The 22,098-nt window shown below is 45.0% G+C and carries 20 protein-coding genes and 2 pseudogenes; 12 read left to right on the plus strand and 10 right to left on the minus strand.

Annotation, left to right across the window (positions count from 1 at the left end; translation table 11 throughout):
- The first annotated feature begins 130 nt into the window (after positions 1-130).
- The 3 genes and pseudogenes from katG to K5L93_RS17110 all read left to right on the plus strand — a co-directional run.
- Entirely contained in the window at positions 131-2,296 is a 2,166-nt protein-coding gene (katG, locus tag K5L93_RS17100) for a catalase/peroxidase HPI (protein ID WP_220720910.1), read from the plus strand.
- 125 nt (positions 2,297-2,421) lie between these two features.
- Positions 2,422-3,732: an IS4 family transposase gene (locus tag K5L93_RS17105; protein WP_220720911.1), complete on the plus strand. Its 1,311-nt coding sequence runs from the start codon at positions 2,422-2,424 to the stop codon at positions 3,730-3,732.
- Positions 3,733-3,959: 227 nt separating this feature from the next.
- A pseudogene (locus tag K5L93_RS17110) lies at positions 3,960-4,434 on the plus strand (group II intron maturase-specific domain-containing protein); the annotation flags it as partial.
- Between the two features lie 94 nt (positions 4,435-4,528).
- Here the strand turns inward: K5L93_RS17110 and K5L93_RS17115 are convergent.
- Entirely contained in the window at positions 4,529-4,798 is a 270-nt protein-coding gene (locus K5L93_RS17115) for a Txe/YoeB family addiction module toxin (RefSeq protein ID WP_220720912.1), read from the minus strand.
- On the minus strand, positions 4,791-5,045 hold the full coding sequence (locus K5L93_RS17120; protein ID WP_005526636.1) for a type II toxin-antitoxin system Phd/YefM family antitoxin: 255 nt from the start codon (positions 5,043-5,045) through the stop codon (positions 4,791-4,793). Before K5L93_RS17120 ends, K5L93_RS17115 begins: the two co-directional genes overlap by 8 nt.
- A gap of 185 nt (positions 5,046-5,230) precedes the next feature.
- Between K5L93_RS17120 and K5L93_RS17125 the strand changes: the two are divergent.
- The 3 genes and pseudogenes from K5L93_RS17125 to K5L93_RS17135 form a co-directional block, all read left to right on the plus strand.
- Positions 5,231-5,635, plus strand: a pseudogene (locus K5L93_RS17125) (transposase); the annotation flags it as partial.
- 320 nt (positions 5,636-5,955) lie between these two features.
- The gene (locus K5L93_RS17130) at positions 5,956-6,240 is read left to right on the plus strand and encodes a type II toxin-antitoxin system RelB/DinJ family antitoxin (RefSeq protein WP_220720914.1); all 285 of its coding nucleotides are present in this window, start codon (positions 5,956-5,958) and stop codon (positions 6,238-6,240) included.
- A complete protein-coding gene (locus K5L93_RS17135) occupies positions 6,237-6,515 on the plus strand; it encodes a type II toxin-antitoxin system RelE/ParE family toxin (RefSeq protein WP_220720915.1) in 279 nt (92 codons plus the stop codon). The genes K5L93_RS17130 and K5L93_RS17135 overlap by 4 nt, the downstream gene beginning before the upstream one ends.
- Positions 6,516-6,634: 119 nt before the next feature.
- On the opposite strand, the gene K5L93_RS17140 is transcribed toward K5L93_RS17135, so the two are convergent.
- Positions 6,635-6,970 (minus strand): hypothetical protein, encoded by a 336-nt coding sequence (locus tag K5L93_RS17140; protein ID WP_220720916.1) that lies wholly within the window; start codon positions 6,968-6,970, stop codon positions 6,635-6,637.
- Between the two features lie 655 nt (positions 6,971-7,625).
- Here K5L93_RS17140 and ltrA point away from each other — a divergent pair.
- Positions 7,626-8,957 (plus strand): group II intron reverse transcriptase/maturase, encoded by a 1,332-nt coding sequence (gene ltrA / locus K5L93_RS17145; protein WP_246615080.1) that lies wholly within the window; start codon positions 7,626-7,628, stop codon positions 8,955-8,957.
- Between the two features lie 75 nt (positions 8,958-9,032).
- Here the strand turns inward: ltrA and K5L93_RS17150 are convergent, their stop codons facing one another.
- Complete coding sequence (locus K5L93_RS17150) at positions 9,033-9,425, minus strand: hypothetical protein (protein ID WP_220720917.1); 393 nt, start codon at positions 9,423-9,425, stop codon at positions 9,033-9,035.
- Positions 9,426-9,542: 117 nt separating this feature from the next.
- Between K5L93_RS17150 and K5L93_RS17155 the strand changes: the two genes are divergently transcribed.
- A complete protein-coding gene (locus K5L93_RS17155) occupies positions 9,543-10,697 on the plus strand; it encodes an IS110 family RNA-guided transposase (protein ID WP_220720918.1) in 1,155 nt (384 codons plus the stop codon).
- A 392-nt stretch (positions 10,698-11,089) separates the two neighbouring features.
- Here K5L93_RS17155 and K5L93_RS17160 read toward each other — a convergent pair whose 3' ends face one another.
- From K5L93_RS17160 to rdgC, 5 genes are all read right to left on the minus strand, one after another.
- Positions 11,090-11,557: a hypothetical protein gene (locus K5L93_RS17160; RefSeq protein ID WP_220720919.1), complete on the minus strand. Its 468-nt coding sequence runs from the start codon at positions 11,555-11,557 to the stop codon at positions 11,090-11,092.
- A gap of 221 nt (positions 11,558-11,778) precedes the next feature.
- Positions 11,779-13,008, minus strand: coding sequence for an ISL3 family transposase (locus K5L93_RS17165; RefSeq protein WP_220718231.1), 1,230 nt, complete (start codon positions 13,006-13,008; stop codon positions 11,779-11,781).
- Positions 13,009-13,286: 278 nt separating this feature from the next.
- Entirely contained in the window at positions 13,287-13,559 is a 273-nt protein-coding gene (locus K5L93_RS17170; protein ID WP_152781432.1) for a YfhL family 4Fe-4S dicluster ferredoxin, read from the minus strand.
- Between the two features lie 2 nt (positions 13,560-13,561).
- Positions 13,562-14,929 (minus strand): prephenate-dependent tRNA uridine(34) hydroxylase TrhP, encoded by a 1,368-nt coding sequence (trhP, locus tag K5L93_RS17175; protein WP_016401781.1) that lies wholly within the window; start codon positions 14,927-14,929, stop codon positions 13,562-13,564.
- Between the two features lie 177 nt (positions 14,930-15,106).
- Positions 15,107-16,015, minus strand: coding sequence for a recombination-associated protein RdgC (rdgC, locus tag K5L93_RS17180; protein ID WP_016401780.1), 909 nt, complete (start codon positions 16,013-16,015; stop codon positions 15,107-15,109).
- Positions 16,016-16,316: 301 nt separating this feature from the next.
- Between rdgC and K5L93_RS17185 the strand changes: the two genes are divergently transcribed.
- Entirely contained in the window at positions 16,317-16,808 is a 492-nt protein-coding gene (locus tag K5L93_RS17185) for a GNAT family N-acetyltransferase (protein ID WP_220720920.1), read from the plus strand.
- A 17-nt stretch (positions 16,809-16,825) separates the two neighbouring features.
- On the opposite strand, the gene galU is transcribed toward K5L93_RS17185, so the two are convergent.
- Entirely contained in the window at positions 16,826-17,650 is an 825-nt protein-coding gene (galU, locus tag K5L93_RS17190; protein WP_220721548.1) for a UTP--glucose-1-phosphate uridylyltransferase GalU, read from the minus strand.
- Between the two features lie 421 nt (positions 17,651-18,071).
- Here galU and K5L93_RS17195 point away from each other — a divergent pair, with 421 nt between their 5' ends.
- The 3 genes from K5L93_RS17195 (at position 18,072) to K5L93_RS17205 (ending at position 22,067) form a co-directional block, all read left to right on the plus strand.
- A complete protein-coding gene (locus tag K5L93_RS17195) occupies positions 18,072-19,790 on the plus strand; it encodes a sugar phosphorylase (RefSeq protein WP_220720921.1) in 1,719 nt (572 codons plus the stop codon).
- A 264-nt stretch (positions 19,791-20,054) separates the two neighbouring features.
- Complete coding sequence (locus K5L93_RS17200) at positions 20,055-20,615, plus strand: outer membrane beta-barrel protein (RefSeq protein ID WP_016401771.1); 561 nt, start codon at positions 20,055-20,057, stop codon at positions 20,613-20,615.
- 141 nt (positions 20,616-20,756) lie between these two features.
- Positions 20,757-22,067 carry an IS4 family transposase gene (locus K5L93_RS17205; RefSeq protein ID WP_220718135.1) on the plus strand — a complete coding sequence of 437 codons (1,311 nt, stop codon included), beginning with the start codon at positions 20,757-20,759 and terminating at the stop codon, positions 22,065-22,067.
- Positions 22,068-22,098 lie beyond the last annotated feature (31 nt).

Consider the following 22,098-nt stretch of genomic DNA (forward strand, 5'->3'; position numbering starts at 1 on the left):
TGCGATAGTTAATACAAATTGGCTAGCTCAACGATAAGGTAATACGCTTATTCTTGAGTTGAAAATTAGTCTACGGCTTTTTGTAAAGCCGATACAAAAATAATGTAAACGCGATAATTAAGGAATGAATATGAACAACGATAGTTCTGTTGGAAAGTGCCCGGTGATGCACGGCGGAGCAACCACCCCACAAGCGGCAAATATGAATTGGTGGCCCAAGTCACTGAACCTAGATATTCTTCATCAGCATGATACTAAAACCAACCCTTTTGGTGAGGCGTTTAGTTATCGCGAAGCGCTCAAAACCCTTGATGTAGAAGCCTTAAAAAAAGACTTAAAAGCCTTAATGACCGACAGCCAAGATTGGTGGCCAGCAGATTGGGGGCATTATGGTGGTTTGATGATTCGTATGGCTTGGCACTCGGCTGGTACCTATCGTGTGGCAGATGGCCGCGGGGGCGGTGCTAGTGGTAGCCAGCGTTTTGCACCGTTAAATTCTTGGCCAGATAATGCCAATTTAGATAAGGCGCGTCGCCTATTATGGCCAATCAAGAAGAAATACGGCAACAAACTTAGCTGGGCCGACTTAATGCTGCTAGCTGGTAATATGGCTTACGAATCAATGGGCTTAGAAACCTTTGGTTTTGCTTTTGGGCGCGAAGATGTTTGGCACCCAGAAAAAGACATTTATTGGGGTGCTGAAAAAGAATGGCTAGCAGAAAGTGGCGGAGAAGGGTCGCGTTACTCCGGTGAACGCGACTTAGAAAACCCATTGGCTGCAGTAATGATGGGTTTGATCTACGTAAACCCAGAAGGCGTAGATGGTAAGCCAGACCCACTTAAAACCGCTCAAGATATGCGTACTACCTTTGCGCGTATGGCGATGAACGACGAAGAAACTGTTGCCTTAACTGCTGGTGGTCATACCGTCGGTAAGTGTCACGGTAACGGCGATGCTTCTTTGTTGGGTGCAGAGCCAGAAGGCGCGGGCATTGAAGAACAAGGCTTAGGCTGGAATAACCATAGCAAGCGTGGCATCGGCAGAGATACCGTTACTAGCGGTATCGAAGGTGCGTGGACTACCCATCCAACCCAATGGGATAATGGCTATTTTGAGTTGCTGTTTGGTTATGAATGGCAGTTATCAAAAAGCCCTGCAGGCGCTGTTCAATGGGAGCCTGTAGATATAGAAGAGCAAGACAAACCTACCGATGTTGAAGATCCAAGTGTTCGTTATAACCCAGTAATGACCGACGCGGATATGGCGCTTAAAGTAGACCCAGAGTATCGCAAGATTTCTGAGCGCTTTAAGAATGATCCAGCGTACTTCTCTAAAACCTTTGCGCGTGCTTGGTTCAAATTAACCCATCGCGACATGGGGCCTAAGTCTGTTTATGTTGGGCCAGATATTCCAACTGAAGATCTTATTTGGCAAGATCCTATTCCTGCAGGTTCAACATCTTATGATGCAGATGCAGTAAAACAACGCATTGCTGCTAGCGGCCTAAGCGTAGCTGAATTGGTGACTACCGCTTGGGATAGCGCCCGTACTTATCGTGGCTCTGATAAACGTGGTGGAGCCAATGGGGCGCGGATCCGCCTAGCTCCGCAAAAGGATTGGCAGGCTAACGAGCCTGAGAAACTGGCAAAAGTATTAAGTGTATTGGAAGCGATTGCTGCAGATACAGGTGCAAGCCTTGCCGATGTCATTGTACTTGCTGGTAATGTGGGTGTTGAACAAGCCGTTAAAGCAGCGGGTTTAAATTTGGCTGTACCGTTTACGGCTGGCCGCGGTGACGCAAGCCAAGAGATGACCGATGTGGAGTCTTTTGAAGTATTGGAGCCACAAGCAGACGGTTTTCGTAACTACTTGCCGAAGCACTATGTGGTTACCGCAGAAGAGTTACTGCTCGACCGCGCTCAGTTAATGGGCTTAAGTGCGCCAGAAATGACCGTGCTAATTGGTGGTTTGCGAGTATTGGGCACCAATTATGCGGGTTCTGAAGCGGGAGTGTTTACCGACAAGGTTGGCACACTAAGCAATGATTTCTTCGTAAACCTTACCGATATGGCTAACACCTGGAAGCCAACGGGCAGAAACTCTTACGATATCTGTGAGCGTGTTAGTGGAGAAGTTAAATGGACAGCAACACGGGTTGATTTGGTGTTTGGTTCTAACTCGGTATTACGTTCTTATGCTGAGTTTTATGCTCAAGACGACAATAAAGAAAGGTTCGCCAAAGACTTTATTGCCGCTTGGACTAAAGTAATGAATGCCGATCGCTTCGATGTATAAGCTCAAACGATAACTAACTAAGGGCTCCTTGTGGAGTAATGCCGATCAGTTAAGACAGATCCATTGACGATCTTTCTAGGTATAGCAAAATCCGATGTCATTAATGGCATCGGATTTTTTCGTTTATGGACGTCTCACAAGCACTCAACATCATCAATGACTGGAAGCCCAATCAAATTGAAACACTGGCTGATTTGTTACCCCTTGAGCTCATCAATGATGCCTATGCTTTGTCCGATACGGTTACGCTGAGAAAACGCAAGCTGTCGCTTGAGTCACTGGTCTGGTTGCTTGTTGGAATGGCGCTTTATAATGACAAATCGATAGCCAATATCGTGAATCAGCTCGATATTGTTGACCGTGAAGGTAAGCCTTTCGTTGCGCCAAGTGCACTCACGCAACGGCGTAAACAGCTAGGCGAACAAGCGATACACGATGTCTTTCAACTCATGTCAAAGCGCTGGTGCCAACAAGCCAACTTCGCTCACTGGAATGGTTTAACATTACTCGGTGTTGATGGTGTCACTTGGCGTACTGATGATTCTAAAGAGAACAGCGATGCATTTTCTCGACCTAAAGGCACACAATACCCACAAGTGCGCATGGTGTGTCAGATGGAGTTAAGCACACATCTCATCACCGCCAGTGCTTTCGACGACTACAACGTCAACGAAATGGTGTTAGCCGAAAAGCTGATTAAAGATACGCCAGACCATAGCCTAACGATGTTCGACCGTGGCTTTTATTCGATGGGGTTACTGCATGCTTGGCAGAGTGCAGGTACAGAGCGCCACTGGCTTCTGCCATTAAAGAAAAACACTCAATATACCGTGCTGAGAAGCTTTGGGCGTAACGATAAACTTGTCACCCTTACTAGTAATCCTAGAGCGCGTAAGTTATGGCCAGAACTATCCGAAACGATGACTGCTCGTCTCGTGACCCGCAAAATCAATGGCAAGGCATTTGAGGTACTCACTTCCATGATTGACCCGATGCGCTTTCCCGCAGCAGATATTGGTTCATTGTATGGACACCGTTGGGAAATCGAACTGGGATACCGAGAGCAAAAACAGTTTATGTTGGGAAGGCGTTTGACACTCAGAAGCCGTAAACCGGAGCTGGTGCGCCAAGAGCTATGGGGCATTTTGCTGAGCTATAATTTGATACGGTATCAAATGGTTGAAATGTGCTTTGTGTTGAAAGGGAGCTACTTGCCTTACCAGCTGAGTTTTAATGGCGCGTTAGCGCATGTCATGAGGTTATTGGTAGGACTGCCTTATTCCAGCCCAGGGGCAATTCCTCGGCAGCTCAAGCATTTTTATGGGATGGCAGAAAGCCTCATTCTTCCGCCAAGGCGAGAACGAACCTTTCCAAGGTGCGTTAAGCCCAGACCGCAGCGATACGCTAGAAACAAAAATGCCGTTCACCTTAAGTGAACGGCATTGGCGCTTAGGCGCTGCTTTTTTATTTGATGTGTACCGTCCTAAACAAGTTCATATAAAGCATCGGGAACGTTCTCTTCGTTCGCCGAGCCATCACTAAATTCAATCGCTTCAAACCCTTGCTTTTCATAAAATCGCCTCGCTACTCGATTTTCCTGAAAAGTATATAGTCTGCATGGTCTACCAACTCGAGCTAATGCTTCTCGTAAAGAGCCGTGCCTGTAGTTAAAACGGCGAAGAGTAAGTTCTTAGGGTTTACCTTCAGCTGGACGGCTACAAATTCACGCAAAAACGCTACACCGTTTTAAACAACAGCTAAAGCGCTTAACAAGCTGGAACTGGGGCGTCTCGATGACTTATCAGCTGGCTAAAGTGAGTCAATACCTCCGAGGCTGGATAAACTACTTTGGGATCGCCAATTGCTACCAACTGTGTGTCGATCTAGATCATTGGGTAAGACGCAGAGTACGAATGGCCTATTGGCGACAATGGCGTAAGCCTAGAACCAAAGTGAGAAACCTGATGCGCCGAGGGGTACATGTTAAAGCCGCAGTGGCGTGTGGTATCACCAGTAAAGGCCCATGGAAAAGCTCTAAAACACCGGGGATACAGCAGGCATTATCGAATGCTTACTTGAAATCCCAAGGTCTATTTGCGCTACGAGATGGATGGATAAAGCTTCACCATTCTAAGTGAAACGCCCTGTGCGGAGCCGCATGCAGGGTGTTGTGGGGGCTGGAGGCTAGATACCTCTGGCTACCCGATTAGCTGCCAGATCGCTGAACCTGATTTAGTAGTGGTAACGACAGGAAATTATTGTTATCGCTTGGTCATCGACTGCGTAAACAAGCCTATTAGTATCATCAATACGACGAGACCAAAAACCAGATAAGTGTTCTTTTAATGGCTCTGGTTTACCGATACCCTCAAATGGAGAGCGCTTAACATCTTTGATGAGTTTATTGATGCGCTTGAGTGTTTTCTTGTCTTGAGTTTGCCAATACAGGTAGTCATCCCAAGCGTCATCTGTCCACGACAATAAACGTTGGCTACTACTCATCAATTAACTCTCGTGCTGTTGTTTTACCAGCACGGTACTGTGCTATCGAACGGTTTAGGTGTTCAGCGTTTTGAGGAGAGCGTAGTAAGTGAACTGTCTCCATAAGGCTATTGTAGTAGTCTAAAGACATAACCACTGCATCCTCAGAATCACGGCGTGTAATAACTGTTGTATCAGCATCATTAACTACACCGTCTAAAACAGCTTTAAGACCATTTCTAGCTTCAGTAAAAGATACGATTCTCATAAGAATCTCCACATGTACAATTTATGGAACAAGTATAGTCTTCACCACTCTACATGTACAGTAAGTTGAACATGCGATATTGATAAGGCAACTAGACATAATGACTCCCTAAGAAGGTGCTGATATCCAACATTCGTGGGTTAGCTAAAAGCCAGAGCCATAATAGTTAATGGCATTAAACTAAATTAGATTGTCGTAGCGTAGGTTTTAGACTGCCCGCGCTACAGTACTTATCTCGCTACTTGTATCGAGGGGTCTTGCCCGATAAGGACATCATCAGTACTCATAACGGCCAAGTGAGTTTTAGGTATCAAGATAGCCAAAGCCACACCACCAAAATCCGCACCCTGCCTACCTTGCAATTCTTAAAGCTTATCTTGCAGCATGTATTACCCAAGGGATTACAGCGGGTGAGAGATTATGGTTTCTTACGGGGCAACGCCAAACAGGTATTGCGGCGCATTCAGTTACTCCTGCGGGTGCCTCAACGCGTTAACCTCGCCGCGCTCCAAACCGATAAAAACACGACCCGGCCATGCCCTTGCTGCCAACACCCCATGCACTGCACAGGCATTAGCCGAACGAGCTAGCCGAAAGGCGAACAGTATAAGGAAAATGGCAGGGCTTCACACGAGGATGAAAACACAGAAAAAATAACAACTTAGCGCTACGCCAAACGGGTAAGGGCTTAACGCCGTTGACCTCGTCTTAGCCAAACTCGTCTTGTAAAAAGTAACAGGACCTTGGCCCCGCCAACATCAACACCGTTATTTACTATAGAAGGGAGCATCGGGCTTGTTCAACACCCGAATAAGGTGTCGGCTGCGCGACACCTATTCTTATTTGTTAGTTGCCCTTGCCCAATGCTAGTGCTAACATTTGTGCACACATTGGTTTTTTGGGGTTACTCATGGACACTAGAATTCAATTTCGTGTTGATGACGAAACTAAACGCTTGGCTCAACAAATGGCAGAGAGCCAAGGACGCACACTTAGCGATGCATGCCGTGAACTTACCGAGCAAATGGCTGAGCAACAACGAAAAGCATTATCTCACGACACATGGTTAACTGAACAAGTAAACTTAGCATTTGAGAAGTTTGATTCAGGAAAAGCCTCATTTGTTGACCATGACTCTGCAAAAGAACGAATGGCAGAACGAAAAGCTAAGATTCGTAGCCAAGGTCAACAATGATTTTATGGGAAGAAAAATCACTGAATGATCGCGAGAAGATCTTTGAGTTTCTTTATGACTTCAACCCTGACGCTGCTGAGAAAACTGACGAAATCATCGAAGAAAAAGTAGACAATTTACTTGAGCAACCACTTATGGGCGTTCAACGTGATGGTATTCGAGGGCGGTTACTAATTATCCCCGAAATCTCAATGATCATTTCCTACTGGGTTGACGGTTCAATAATCCGTGTAATGCGAGTGCTACACCAGAAGCAGAAATTTCCTACCGACTGATTGTAAACGGTGGGCAACTAACGCCCGACGCAGCGGGCAAATTTAGTTTTTAGCAGCGAAGCTGCGTTTAAATTTGTCCAGCCGCGCATTGGCGAGCCTTACTGGGCTTGTTACATGTTTTACTCAATTAATGGCACCCAGCTACCGGCAACTAGCTTTTCTAAGTTACCCCATTGTGGATTACCAGTGTTTCTGCCAACCACTCTTACCCGTTCAATTCTATCATGTTGGCAGAACTCCATTGGGTCAGAAATTTCTTCCCAATCACTAGCTTTAACTCCATAATCTTCTTCCGCTATTTCATAGACAATTTCAGCTGTATCTTGCAGATAGTCAGCTGTAGCTGATGAATCAACTTCCTTGTTGTACTCGAAGAGATAAACGCCATCTTCACACTCGTAGAGCATAATACGTTTCACTTCTTCGTTGCCTACTACTTTAGCGATCTTTCTCATACTGGTGACATGTAACGCCCGCATAAATGGCGAGCAACTTGTTGCGAGTCCAGCGCGTACCGCGAAGCGGTGTCTTTAAACGCGCGATATTTCATGCGCTTGTGTACGCCCAGCATGGGCATGAACTAATGAGGTGAAAGTCCTCTGTAGGAAGGTCACCGATTAATAACACTTTGATGATTAAACGCTAACTACTAGCGAATGGCAAGGGCATAACTGCGAGGGAATGTCTGAAGGAAGCCGGACGCCTTTTTATTTAAAGAGAGGGCGAGCTGATGAACAAGAACATCATATGAGGCGTAGGCTGGAGGCGAGTTGGCACAAGACAACGAAGCCATGTGATCTAACGGCCACCGTAAATGATGCAGCAGTGCAGAGAAAAGAGAAAGTGCATGTTCTACTTCTTATAAACAAAGAGTGGGGAGCTCTGCTTAACTTGCGATCGTTTAACTCACTAGCTTGGCCGCTAGTTCAACAGGCCCGGCGCTTAAGCCTCATCAACTTAAGTGAGCAAACTCGATGAACAACGATAGCGCTAGTTGGGACAACTCAATTGGTGATTAAGCAGAAGTCAGCAGACGGCATAGTAGCCCAACGCCCATCGTAATGGTTGGGACACGGTGAAGGCCTGAACACTTAGAATAAAGGAGGAGCCTTGTTAAACTTGAACACCCATTCGCCGGCCGGCGTAGATGAGATTCAGCGTATTAACCCGCAGCCAGCCTTTAGCCAACATCTATTTGAACACATGCTACAACGTGAAAATATTCTGCGTGCGTGGCAGCGTGTTCGAGCCAATAAAGGGGCGGCTGGCGTAGATAACATGTCCATTGACGCCTTCCCTGCTTGGGCAAAAGCACACTGGAAACAGGTGGCGGCGGAACTGCGCTGCGGCCAGTATCAACCTAAACCGGTACGCCGTGTTGAGATAGATAAACCCGATGGCGGGAAGCGCCTACTGGGGATCCCAACCGTGCTCGACCGTGTCATCCAGCAAGCCATTGCCCAAGTGCTAACGCCTATCTTTGACCCTAGCTTCTCAGCGAACAGCTTTGGATTTAGGCCAAACAAGAATGGGCAACAAGCGGTGAAACAAGTGCAAAGCATCATCAAGCAAGGCCGAGGTTTTGCGGTTGATGTCGATTTATCTAAATTCTTTGACCGAGTTAACCATGATCTATTAATGAGTCAACTGGGACAAAGCGTGCAAGATAAACGGCTACTGACACTGGTTGGAAAATACCTGAGAGCGGGTTTTATCCATAACCAGTGCTATCAGCAAAGTCGAGAAGGTGTACCGCAAGGGGGACCATTATCGCCCTTGTTGGCCAATATCATGCTCGGCCCATTAGACAAAGAGCTGGAAGAGCGAGGGCACAAGTTTGCTCGTTACGCCGATGATTTTACCATTTTGGTGAGCAGTCAGCGTGCGGGCGAACGGGTGCTAACCAGCATTAGTCGATACTTGCAACGGCGCTTAAAACTTGTAGTTAATACAAGCAAAAGTCAGGTAGTTAAAACGGCGAAGAGTAAGTTCTTAGGATTTACCTTCAAAGCGGGACGGCTACAAATTCACGTAAAAACGCTACTCCGTTTTAAACAACAGCTAAAGCGCCTTACCAACCGGAACTGGGGCGTCTCGATGACTTATCAACTCGCTAAAGTGAGTCAATACCTCCGAGGCTGGATAAACTACTTTGGGATCGCCAATTGCTACCAACTGTGCGTCGATCTAGATCACTGGATAAGACGCAGAGTACGAATGGCCTATTGGCGACAATGGCGTAAGCCTAGAACCAAAGTGAGGAATCTCATGCGCCGAGGGGTACATGTTCAAGCCGCAGTGGCGTGTGGTATCACCAGTAAAGGCCCATGGAGGAGCTCAAAAACACCGGGGATACAACAGGCATTATCGAATGCTTACTTGAAATCCCAAGGTCTATTTGCGCTACGAGATGGATGGATAAAGCTTCATCATTCTAAGTGAAACGCCCTGTGCGGAGCCGCATGCAGGGTGTTGTGGGGGCTGGAGGCTAGATACCTCCGGCTACCCGATTATGTTTTAGTTTGATAATAGTTTCCTAAGCATATTTGCTCTAGAGCCGTAATCTTTTTTACGGTAACTGGTGGATTGCTCAATTAACTTTAACCATTCTTTGAGTTCATCTTGATCTGATGCCTCCAATTTTTTGTTCTGCCATGCCGCTTCGAAACGCTTTAATTTAGGGCCAATTTTTTCCCACTCGCTTTGGCAGCTAGCACATAATCCAGGCACCCAAAACGGAAAACGACCAAGCGATTCAAATTGTCTTTTTTGCTCTTCAGGCTCAAATACGAACGAAACCTCGCATCTTTGGCACTTACACCTAATACCTTCATATTCAGTGGCACGCTCATCGTAGTGACCACCATATGAAGGTTTTTGCCATTTTGATCGATCAATGTGGTAGTTCATAGGTTCTCAAACATAGACATAATGACTCCCCAAGAAAGTGCTGATCTCCAACTTCGTGGGTTAGCTGAAAGCCAGAGCCATAATAGTTAATGATAATAAACTAGATTGGAGATCAGCATGAATAAACATAACATACTTTTTATCGGCCTAAATACTCACAAAGAATTTGTTGAAGTCGCCTATATTGAAGACCAACGGGGTGCGCAAGCGGTGCACTTTGGCAGAATATCTAGCGCTAAAACCGCCATTGTGAAACTGGCCAAACAGTTTCAATCTAAATACCCACAAGCCACCTTACATTTTGTCTATGAAGCAGGGCCTTGCGGTTACTGGATATACCGCCTGCTCACTAGCCTTGGCCATTGTTGCTATGTAGTCGCCCCATCACTTATCCCTAAAAAGCCAGGCGATAAGATAAAAACCGATAAGCGTGATGCACTCAAACTTGCCAAATTACTAAAAACCGAAGACCTAACACCTATTTACGTCCCAGAGCCTGAAGATGAAGCTGTGCGGGATTTATCACGTGCGCGTGAGACCGCTATGAAAGACTTAAAAGATGCTAAGTATCAGTTAAAAGCCTTGCTACTACGTAATAACATTAACTATGCGGGCACTGCCAATTGGTCGGCTAAGCACTTACGCTGGCTCACCGAGTTGGTGCTCCCCCACCCAGCACAACAAATTGCGCTACAAGAATACTTACACACTATTAATGAACGTATTGCTCGCCTAAAGCGTCTTGATAATGAATTAGCGCATCAGGTACAAGCATGGCGTTATTACCCAGTAGTGAAAGCCGTACAAGCCATGCGTGGGGTTCGATTATTAGTGGCTACTGGCTTGATAGCAGAGCTCGGTGATATACGTCGGTTTGACCATCCGCGTAAGCTCATGGCTTATGTGGGTTTAGTGCCTAGGGAACACTCAACTGGTGATAAGCGGCGCATAGGTGCCATCACTAAGTGTGGTAATGGCAGAGCAAGGCGTTTACTGATTGAAGGGGCCCATAGCTACCGTTATCCGGCAAACATCTCTACCGATTTACAGCTAAGGCAAGAAGGTTTACCCAAAGCCATTGTTGATAAGGCGTGGCAAGCTCAACTACGTTTATGCCGCCGTTACCAGCGTTTAATGCACAAAGGTAAACATTACAATGTGGTAGTCACCGCCATTGCACGTGAAATGATTGCCTATATCTGGGCAATAGCAAAGCAAGTGGTGTTAATAGACGTTAACCCCAAACATCGTTTAGCTAGGGTCCCCGCATAATGACAAGAATAGAGTTAATGTATGTGCTTAAGCATCGGCTGTGGCACAACCACCGACGGCGTTAGGATGGCAGTTATCGACAGGTAATTGACCCACGAGCATAGACTGAAGACAGGTGCCACGACGGAATAAGTAAGGTTAGCGCTACCCGCAGTTTGGGTAATCTACGGATATCAGCATGAAAACCGACGAACTTACTTGCTTCAAGCTCATGCATTAACTCGCCCTTTAGGCAAAGAGCAATGGTTCACACGAGCTAGGGATTTAGGCGCTCAACTTGACATGGGGAGTCATACCAACGCCGCCATATGGGGCGCGAAAATGCTTGGCTAAACTTAGCGACGAAGGAGCGCAAGCCAAGCGTTTTGCGTCCAATTGCCATGATGGCCTTGTTAGCTTTCTTTACTAACTTCGACTTTTAAAATGCAATTATTCGATACGTATAAAGCCACTAACTTGCCTGATTTTAAAACGCCACCATTTGAAATTGTTTGGTGGTAGCAAGGCGAATTAACGTAATAATCAATTTCGATTTCTTTGTTAGCTATTTTAATCAAATCGCCAGGAGCATGTCCTTCTTTTGGTTGGGTGCGTAGCACACTAACTTTTCCTCTTATGATCTCAAACTCTTTTGACTGAAAAGACATGTAAGTTGAAACATGATTAATAATGATATAAAGCAAAATAATTGGAGCCGTAACTGAGACTGTACCACCCCAAAACATAGTAAAACGTCTTTTCGCATAATTTTTATTTTTATATGCATAAAACAGTGCCGCTGGTCCTAACACTGAAAATATTAAAAGGACGTTCACTTGTTCAAAACTAGGTAAAAAAGAAATTTGGTAGACTGTTTCCATACGCTCGATTCGATTAGAAAGCTAACAGTTTATTAATAGGAAAATTTCCTTGTTTAAACACGGAATTTTTCCTCTTATCATACATTTGATAAAACCAAGGCTATCATCTTTCCTACGCTACATCAGCCACCTAGCTCGAAAAATAACAAAAACATCAGCATGAAAGTATGCAATCACATGTAGAAAGTAGGAATCACAGGTTCCTGTATATCATTGGCTCTTCACCGTTCTTGGTGGAAAGTCATATCAAGCCCTCCAAAGTGAAATAGAATGGCTCGCTTAAAGCGCTCTTTATTTCTAAAGCCCATTGCACGTATTTTTAGGCGCTGGATGTTTCCGTTTATCGCTTCCGCCAAGCCATTTGATACCCTATAACGCATCGCATTGATGATGCCGTTTAAGTGCGTTTTCACGGTTTCTGCTGCTATCATCATCGGCCTGATTTGACTGACCTCTACCAGTGCTAACCAATCATTCCAAGCTGCTTTGGCCTGTCCTGCATTGCCATACCAAATGGCTCTGGCTTGTTCTTTAAATATCCAGCTTAGCCCTGTCTTTAGCATCACTTTAGCCAATGCATTCACTCTTTCTCTCAATGTCCCTTGTAGATAACTATTTCTTTTTAACCAGCCATACCGTGTTTGGTGGCACTCTCTTTTCAATTGGTGGGGTAAATCCATGAGTTCGCTTTTTCTCACTTCATTTACCGCTTTAGTGAGGACCTTGGCGATATGAAAATGGTCTATAGCTATCATCTGCTTAGCCCGCTCACCAAAATAGTCATAGGTTGCGCTTATATACGCTCTGCTCATGTCCATTGATATAGAGCGCGTAGCCCCTTTTGATTCAAGGGGCAATGCCTTAAAGCAAGCAGATAGGCTTAGGCCTGCTCTCCCGTCTTCAACCGATATCACTTGGCCATCACGATTGGATAATACCGTGACATAGTCATGGCCTTTCTTAAATGCCGTTTCATCGACCAACAGGTCTTGGTGGTTAATGGTGGTTCTGGCTGTCAGGCCGCGTTGAACGGCTCGCGCCATAATGCGGTCAATAGCTCCCCAACTAAGCCGATAGGTTTTACTCACCGCGTATAAGGAACTGACTTTAAGCATGTCTATAACGTGAGTCTCAAACAACTCTGTGTAGCGACTGTTACTCGTTGCCCAAGGCACTTGAAATGTTTGTACTCCATGCTCTGGGCAATCAGCCCTAGGTACTTCAGCTTCAATGCGTGTTTCAAACTGACAGGTATCTAAATGTCGCCAAACCCGCCGCCGAGTATCGTGGCGACGTACAGCCTTATCGCAAGAGGGGCAAGCCGTTAATGACGCTCGGTCATAGTCAACGCGTACGGTGATGGTTTGGGTAGACTCATTGAGTTCAACCGATGAAACAGCCCAAGGATGAGTTAATCCAAGAATGGATTGATAAAGCATCGTGTCTTGCATAGTGGCGGGGCATTGATGAACGTTTACTGATTATCGCGCTCATTAATGTTTGTTGAAAGTGTTTCCACTACATTCGGTGAAGAGCCATATCATTACAGTGTTTTTTACCCAGCCAAAGATAGAAAAATCATGGGCAGATAGGTGGGTTAGTTCAGCTTTTTAATACGTAAAGGGTTAGAAACGTGGAAGTGAGTCTATTGTCTGCCATGTGTAGTTGATAAACAAAAGCCGCAGTTTGTGGCTGCGGCTTGTTAGTTTTAGCATCGGGCTTTAAAGCGCTAAGCGGAGCCTTTGGCAATTAGCATGTCGCCATGTAAGGCAACAAACTTATCGTACAGTTGCTCTTCGCTTTCTTTATGCGCTGGGTCTACGGCAATGCAGTCAATTGGGCAAACATCTATGCAAGTAGGGCGGTCGTAATGGCCTTTGCATTCGGTGCAGCGCTCTGGATCAATCACTGTGATAATGCCGTCGTAAGAGATAGCCTGGTTGGGGCACTCTGGCTCGCACATATCACAGTTGATGCATTTTTTGCTGATTAGCAAGGCCATGTTTAAGCCTTAACTTCTGCAGCTTGATGCGGGTTGCGGGTATCTTGGCCAGATTGAAGATTGCGCATTATAAGTGCGTGCTCTAAATCTACATTTTCTGGCACCGGTAAAAATACCGTATGGCCGCTGCCTTTAGCATCGTCAATTAGCTCACCTTTTTTGTTCTCTAGGTGCTCTAGTTTGAAGTTAAGGTTACCTTGCGGTGTCATAAGCTCCAGCGTATCACCCAGTACAAATTTGTTTTTTACAGTGATTTCGGCAAGGCCTGCTTGGTTGCGCCCTGCCACTTCACCCACAAATTGTTGGGTATCGCTTACCGAATAACCATAGTCGTAGTTTTGGTACTCATCATGCGTATGGCGACGTAAGAAGCCTTCGGTATAACCGCGGTGGGCTAGGTTTTCCAAGGTACCCATTAGGCTTGGGTCAAAGGGTTTGCCAGCTACTGCATCGTTAATTGCTTGGCGATACACTTGAGCAGTACGCGCACAGTAGTAGAAAGACTTAGTACGGCCTTCAATTTTAAGTGAGTGCACCCCCATTTTAGTTAAGCGCTCTACGTGTTGAATAGCACGTAAGTCTTTTGAGTTCATGATGTAAGTGCCGTGCTCATCTTCAAAGGCTGGCATGTACTCGTTAGGGCGGCCTTGCTCTTGCAATAAGAATACTTGGTCGCTCGGCGCGCCTGCACCCAAGGTAGGTTCAACTACTTGCGGTTGGGCAGCGATAATATCACCCACTTCGTTTTCTTTGGCTTCGTGCGCGTTGTACTTCCAGCGGCACGAGTTAGTGCAAGTGCCTTGGTTTGGATCGCGCTTATTAATGTAGCCCGACAGCAAACAGCGGCCAGAGTAGGCCATGCATAATGCGCCATGTACAAACACTTCAAGTTCCATTTCTGGCACTTGCATACGAATTTCTTCGATTTCGTCTAGCGATAACTCGCGTGACAAAATCACTCGCTCTACACCTTGTTGCTGCCAAAATTTAACCGTAGCCCAGTTAATTGCGTTGGCTTGAACCGATAAATGAATAGTTTGATCGGGGAAGGCTTCGCGCACCATCATAATCATGCCTGGGTCAGACATAATCAAGGCGTCTGGCTTCATGGCAATCACTGGCTCAATATCGCGCAGGTAGGTTTTTAACTTAGCGTTATGCGGGGCAATATTGCTTACCACGTAGAGTTTTTTGTCTTGCGCATGCGCTTCGTTAATCGCTAGTGCAAGATTCTCATGGTTAAACTCGTTATTACGTACACGCAACGAGTAACGAGGTTGGCCCGCGTATACCGCATCGGCGCCATAGGCAAAGGCATAACGCATGTTTTTTAGGGTGCCAGCAGGTGACAGTAGTTCAGGTGTAAACATCAAAGCTCCGGGTCTTAGTCGAATCATTGAGGAAGGCTGCGAGCAGCACAATAAGGGCGCGCATTTTACGCGTAGCGAGCGGGGCTTGCAATGGTTTTGCTTAAAAAATCACCAACCTTTAGCAAGTATCTGAAACTTTGTTAATGGTTGGTGAAATAGGTAAGTAACTGTGAGGACTTAGCTGGTTAATTCGCCGCCTAAGGCTGCGATTAAATCGGGGATCATCTTAGTGAGTTCGCCACTGGCTAGGGCAAAGTCAGCATCAAAACGTGCTGCTACATCACTTTTATCAATGTCTTCATTTTGTTCGGTGATGGTATCGGTGAACTTAACCCCTTTAATGCTCATGTCTTCGCTAATTAAAAAGCGAATTGAGTCAGCCCAAGTAAGCTCTAGCTTGGTCACAAACTTATCGGCATCTAAGTGCACTTTAATTTCGTCGCTAAACAAATCTTGTTCTTTACAACGAATAATACCGCCACCTTCTAAGGCACTGCGTAGCTCGGCTTCTTCACCTAATTCAAAGTTGGCTGGAATGGCTTTTTCGTTTAACCAGTCGGTCATGGTTACGTCAGCCTGATTAGCCAATTTAATTGGTGTAACAGGCAGGCTGCCTAAAGATTTACGTAATAAAGAAATCACTTCTTCAGCCTTTTTAGCACTACCGGCATCAACCGCAATTAAGTTGTTATCTGGGCTTACCCAAGCGTAGGTTAGGCTGGTGCGTGAGAAAGCACGAGGTAGAAGAGTCATCACGATTTCTTCTTTAAGGGCATCTTTCTCGGCTTTTTTTAATGGGCGCTGTTGCTCTTGTTCAATCAGCTCAATTTTGTCGGCTAAGGTGTCGCGAATAACCGATGCAGGTAGCATCTTCTCTTCTTTTTTAGCACATACCAAGTATTCGTTACCAATCACATGCGTAAGGCTTTGACCAAATTTACCCATGGGAGTCACCCAGCCAAATTTGCTTAAGTCTTGGCTTCCGCAAGGGGTAAAGCTTAGCTCGCCTAAGGTTGCATCTAGCTTCTCTGGCTCGAGTTCTAGTTCCTTAGTAATACGAAACAACATTAGATTTTTAAACCACATAACGGAATAGCTCTTTAATAAATTTGGGGCGCTATTCTACCAAAACTGTTTGACTTGTCAGGCGGCAATTACGTTTTTTTGAAGCTGTCGTAAGCTCAGCCAATTAAAATACTGCTGCGTGGTGAATATTGCGTCAGTCGGCATATTAAAACTACTGTTTAACATTTACACGCAATAAATTTTGTTAATACCTTGTGAGCCATGTCCAGCATAAGCGGACAAAATACGATCTAATTCACACCGAGAATTTGTGTTAATTACCATACTGATGGTCTGGTGTTTATGGCGATGGTTTTACTCATTGAACTCTTTTACTAATGCTGCGGGCTTAACCCTGCGTAAAGCAGAGCTAGGTGATTACGAAGATATTGGTGAGATTTGGCTTTCTGCCAGTTTGCGTGCTCATGATTTTTTACCCAGTAAATATTGGTGGGAGCGCCAAGATGCCTTGCAACGCTTGTATCAATATAAATCAGAAGTGTGGGTAGCGGAAGTAGAGGGCCAAGTATGTGGATTTTTAGCCTTGGTAGAAAGCAAGCTTATTGCTTTGTTTGTTGCGCCGTGCTGGCAGCGCCGGGGAATTGGCTCGCAACTGTTGGAGTTGGCAAAGAGCTTACGTTCGCGATTAGAGCTGCACTTATTTGCCGATAATGCTAAAGCGTTTAACTTCTATTTAAGGCATCGTTTTGAAGTGTTGTGGAAACGGCCAGAACGCTACACAGGGTACCCTTTGGTATTTATGGGTTTTAACCCGCAGCCTATGTTTGTAGAAAATACTGCGCCAGTCGCTTAACTGACGCAGTGAGTTAGTTACTTGCCGTAAAGGTTCTCGAAGCAGTAATTGGTCGCTTCAACAAAACCTTCAACACTACCGCAGTCAAATCGCTTACCTTTAAATTTGTAGGCCATAACACAGCCGTTTTGGGCCTGGGTAAGGAGTGCATCGGTAAGTTGAATTTCGCCATTTTTGCCTGGCTTGGTATCACGAATTAGGCTGAAAATATCCGGCGTTAAAATATAACGACCGATTACCGCAAGGTTGGATGGCTCTTCACCTTTGGCTGGTTTTTCTACCATTGAGGTGACTCGGAATAAGTCATCACGCAGCGCTTCGCCTTCAATCACCCCATATTTGTGAGCTTCTTCTGGTGGTACTTCCATTACTGCAATAATCGAGCAGCGGAATTGCTCGTAAAGTTTGGTCATTTGAGCCAGCACGCCGCCATCATCGCCAAAACATAAGTCATCGGCTAGCACTACGCCAAAGGGTTCCTGACCAATTAAGGTTTCGCCACATAACACTGCGTGACCAAGGCCCATCATTTTCTTTTGCCGAGTAAAGGTGCAGTTTACATTGTCTACTAAGTGACGAATTTCTTTTAAGTAAGCCTCTTTACTTGTACCTGCAATTTCGTTCTCCAGTTCATAACTAATATCGAAGTGATCGGCAATGGCACGTTTACCCCGGCCGGTAATGAAAGCCATATCACTCATGTCAGCAGCTACTGCTTCTTCTACGCCATATTGAACTAGAGGTTTGTTTACTACGGGCAACATTTCTTTAGGCATAGACTTAGTAGCGGGTAGAAAGCGGGTGCCATAGCCTGCAACAGGAAATAAGCATTTCTTAATTATGGTCATTGGAACTCCTTGTAACCCTACAATCTTGTTGAATGTGGTTGGTTAAAACCTGTAATAACTAGAGCAAGAGCGATGCCGTGAATGCTTACATCGTAGCTAAATTATTGTTTTGTTTATAAATAATGGGTTTATTTTTGACTTTGTTACCCCACGGATCTTATTCGCCTTGCACTGTTTTGGTGCGAATTTATGATGACTAGCTTAATGCTGCTTTAAAATGGCACATTGCTAATGCGCGATTTTTAGCGTTGCTATTTAGCAATAAGAAAGTATCTAGAATTTTTATAAGTATTTGTCTATATAAAACAAACGCTTATTTTGGAATGGAATAGAGTGTCTTATTTCACAAGCCTTGGCACAGTTATTGGAAATGTTTTATTAACATAATGCTAAGCAAGCCACGGTGGGAGCCTATATGGAAGAACTCGAGTTATTACTTAAGCAAGTATATGGAACATCCCTAGATCCCAATTTAAGCGAAGACATCCTCCAAAAGATTGAACAAGCCAAAGCGGGCTTTCCCCGCTATCAGGCTTGGTCTGAACAAGATGTGATATTAATCACCTACGGTGATAGCGTGTTAAGTAAAGAGCAATTGCCTTTACAAAGTTTGCATCAGTTTTTACGCGAGTACTTATCGGGCTTAGTGAGCTCGGTGCATATTTTGCCATTTTTTCCCTTTAGTTCCGACGATGGTTTCTCGGTGATTGATTACTATCAAGTTAACTATAACCTTGGTGACTGGACCGATATCGCCAAGTTAAATCAAGACTTTGAGTTGATGTTCGATCTAGTTATGAACCACTGCTCACGGCAAAGCCTATGGTTTAATGATTTTGTAAATGGATCTGGAGAGGGCTTGGATTATTTTGTTGAGTCCGATCCTTCGCTTGATTACAGCGCTGTAACCCGGCCGCGAACTAGCCCTTTAATTGTTGATGTTTATACCCGCCAAGGCTTAAAACATGTTTGGGCTACCTTTAGCGATGATCAAATAGATTTAAATTTTGCTAACCCTAAAGTGCTGTTAGCCTTTGTGGATATTTTCTTGTTCTATTTGAAGCATGGTGCTCGTTTTATTCGTTTAGATGCCGTGGCCTTTGTTTGGAAAGTACTGGGTACAAACTGTATTCACCTGCCACAAACTCACGCCATTGTTAAATTGCTACGTTGGGTGATGGAGCAGCTGGATCCCAATATGGTGTTGATTACCGAAACCAACGTGCCCCACCAAGAAAACATTAGCTATTTTGGTGAAGGCGATGAGGCACACATGGTCTATCAGTTCGCGCTACCGCCTTTGTTGCTGCACGCTTTAAACCGCGGCAATGGCCATTACCTAACAGCATGGGCTAGGGATTTAGTGGCTTTGCCTAAAGGCTGTAACTACTTCAACTTTGTTGCGTCGCACGATGGTATTGGGGTGAGGGCGGTTGAACAAATTATTCCTAAACATGAAATTGCAGACTTAGCTGAATCGGTACACAATTTTGGTGGCTTTGTAAGCATGAAGTCTAACGGAGACGGTACACAAAACCCTTACGAGTTAAACATCTCTTTATTTGATGCGCTGCAGGGCACGCGTACTGGCTCTGACCAATGGCAAGTTGAGCGCTTTTTATGTAGCCAAAAACTGTTGTTGAGCTTGCGAGGTATTCCTGGAATCTATATCCACAGTTTAACTGCTACCGAAAATGATCAGTCTTTGGTAGAGCAAACAGGTCGAACTCGCTCGATTAACCGTCATCGCTGGGATCGTCAAGAGTTTGAAACATTGTTAGCTCAAGAGCATAGCTCGCAAGCTTTGGTTTTTCAGCGCTACCGCGATTTACTGGCTTTACGTAAAACCATTCCCGCTTTTCACCCCGAATCGGCCCAACGAGTATATGATTGCGGTGATTCTCTATTTGTATTGCAGCGAGGCGACGCGCCTAGAGAAGCCGATTGCGCTAAGCACAATGGCTTGTTAGCAGTGTTTAATCTTACTAAACACCCTCAACAACTTGAGCATTATGCACAGCTTCCGCACGCCTACCAGCAACAATGTGAAGACTTACTCAGTGATGAAAAAGTGATACTGGCTGACTATAAGCTCAAACCTTATCAGGTGCTGTGGTTAGTGCCAGATTTGTAAATTGGTATACCAATAGTTGTTTCTTTACTATTGTGTTGCTTAAATTTTTCATTCCTTTTGTTTGTTTTGTATGGTTTTTATACTTTATTGAATCTTTTATCAAAGATGAGGGATTTGTCTACAAAAAGATAAATCTCACTCTTGATTGGTTCACCAATTTGCTGTTTAATCCGCCGTTGTTCTTTTGCCTTATTTTACTTTTAAAGTATGAAAGGCCTAAGACTTCGCAAAACGATTTCTGCAATTTATGTATAAGGATATGCAATGAAAAAAGCAGCATTAATTGGCCTAAGTTTGTTGGCATTTGGCGCCAATGCATCTGATGCTCCTCGAGATTTTTACGTAGGTCTAAACTTACTTCCTACTGGTACAATTGACATTGACGCTCTGAGTCAAGATCTTGATTTAGGGGCATCGTTCGCTTTCGGTAAGCGCTTCGATTTGGATGGCGGTTGGCTTATCGACGGCGAAATCGAATACCTATATATGGGAAGCAACACGATGAGTAATAATGGTCTTAGCATGGAAACAACTGGTTCAGGCTTGTCGTTAAATGTAAAACCTACTTACAAGTTTTCAGATAGTGGCTTGTACCTAGCTGGATTGGTCGGTGTAGGCTCATATAGCGTAGAACTTGAAGTTAGAGACGACCAAGGCTCTATTAAAGCTGAAGATGATGGATTAGGTTTTACCTACGGTCTTGAAGCGGGTTACGATGCAAACAGATTCGGTTTAGCGCTAGGCTATAAAAATGTTGCTGCAGATATAGATAGTCTATCAGTTGATTACTCTAGCTTTTATTTTGGCGCTAAATACAAGTTCTAGGCTTGGGCTTAGTTTAAAATATTTAGCTAAATAAAAAACCAGCGCCAAGCGCTAATGCCGATCAGTTAAGACAGATCCATTGACGATCTTTCTAGGTATAGCAAAATCCGATGTCATTAATGGCATCGGATTTTTTCGTTTATGGACGTCTCACAAGCACTCAACATCATCAATGACTGGAAGCCCAATCAAATTGAAACACTGGCTGATTTGTTACCCCTTGAGCTCATCAATGATGCCTATGCTTTGTCCGATACGGTTACGCTGAGAAAACGCAAGCTGTCGCTTGAGTCACTGGTCTGGTTGCTTGTTGGAATGGCGCTTTATAATGACAAATCGATAGCCAATATCGTGAATCAGCTCGATATTGTTGACCGTGAAGGTAAGCCTTTCGTTGCGCCAAGTGCACTCACGCAACGGCGTAAACAGCTAGGCGAACAAGCGATACACGATGTCTTTCAACTCATGTCAAAGCGCTGGTGCCAACAAGCCAACTTCGCTCACTGGAATGGTTTAACATTACTCGGTGTTGATGGTGTCACTTGGCGTACTGATGATTCTAAAGAGAACAGCGATGCATTTTCTCGACCTAAAGGCACACAATACCCACAAGTGCGCATGGTGTGTCAGATGGAGTTAAGCACACATCTCATCACCGCCAGTGCTTTCGACGACTACAACGTCAACGAAATGGTGTTAGCCGAAAAGCTGATTAAAGATACGCCAGACCATAGCCTAACGATGTTCGACCGTGGCTTTTATTCGATGGGGTTACTGCATGCTTGGCAGAGTGCAGGTACAGAGCGCCACTGGCTTCTGCCATTAAAGAAAAACACTCAATATACCGTGCAGAGAAGCTTTGGGCGTAACGATAAACTTGTCACCCTTACTAGTAATCCTAGAGCGCGTAAGTTATGGCCAGAACTATCCGAAACGATGACAGCTCGTCTCGTGACCCGCAAAATCAATGGCAAGACATTTGAGGTACTCACCTCCATGATTGACCCGATGCGCTTTCCAGCAGCAGATATTGGTTCATTGTATGGACACCGTTGGGAAATCGAACTGGGATACCGAGAGCAAAAACAGTTTATGTTGGGAAGGCGTTTGACACTCAGAAGCCGTAAACCGGAGCTGGTGCGCCAAGAGCTATGGGGCATTTTGCTGAGCTATAATTTGATACGGTATCAAATGGTTGAAATGTGCTTTGTGTTGAAAGGGAGCTACTTACCTTACCAGCTGAGTTTCAATGGCGCGTTAGCGCATGTCATGAGGTTATTGGTAGGACTGCCTTATTCCAGCCCAGGGGCAATTCCTCGGCAGCTCAAGCATTTTTATGGGATGGCAGAAAGCCTCATTCTTCCGCCAAGGCGAGAACGAACCTTTCCAAGATGCGTAAAGCCCAGACCGCAGCGATACGCTAGAAACAAAAATGCCGTTCACCTTAAGTGAACGGCATTGAGCGCCAAGCGCTGGTTTTTTA

The sequence above is a fragment of the Agarivorans litoreus genome, assembly GCF_019649015.1.
In the GTDB taxonomy this organism is placed as follows: Bacteria; Pseudomonadota; Gammaproteobacteria; order Enterobacterales; family Celerinatantimonadaceae; genus Agarivorans; species Agarivorans litoreus.